1 protein-coding gene is annotated in these 578 nt (G+C 74.6%); it reads right to left on the minus strand.

The window, feature by feature from the left end; all coding sequences use genetic code 11:
- The coding region (locus tag MKK84_RS22525; protein ID WP_243923879.1) for a diguanylate cyclase domain-containing protein at positions 1–578 on the minus strand (578 nt) is incomplete at both ends.

Raw genomic sequence — 578 nt, forward strand, 5'->3', positions numbered from 1 at the left:
CGACCAGGGCGGCCGTGTCGAGGCCGGTGAGCCGGGCGAAGGCCTCGTTGGCGCTGACGATCTGGCCGCTGCGGCACACGACGAGACCCTCGACGGCCGCGTTGGCGAGGCTGCGCAGGCGTTCGCGCTCGAACGCGGTGCGCTTGCGCTCGCGCAGATCCAGCGCGAGGGCGGCGCCGGCCAGCAGCAGGATCAGGCAGCTCGCCAGCGCCACGGCGGTGGCGAGCCATTCGGTCCGGATCGCGCTCTCCGGGATGGCTACGGCGGGATCCGGCTGGACGGTCACCGCGCCCATGCTGGCGTCGTAGCGGCGGCAGGTGCCCCGCCCCTCGGCCTTGGCCCGGTACAGGGCGGCGTCGGCGTAGCTCAGGAGCGCCCGCTGGTCCTCGGCGTCGTCGGGATAGACCGCGACGCCGATGCTGGTGGCGATCACCGGGCCGGAGGCCGCCGGCACCGCCGCGAGCGTGGCCAGGATTCGCTCCGCCAGCCGCTCGGCCGAGTCGCCGGTCTGGGGCGTCAGGATGGCGAACTCGTCTCCGCCTAGCCGTGCCCTCAGCTGCGTGTCTTCGCCGAGGCAC

Origin of the sequence: Methylobacterium sp. E-065 (assembly GCF_022829605.1) — a bacterium.
Lineage (GTDB): Bacteria > Pseudomonadota > Alphaproteobacteria > Rhizobiales > Beijerinckiaceae > Methylobacterium.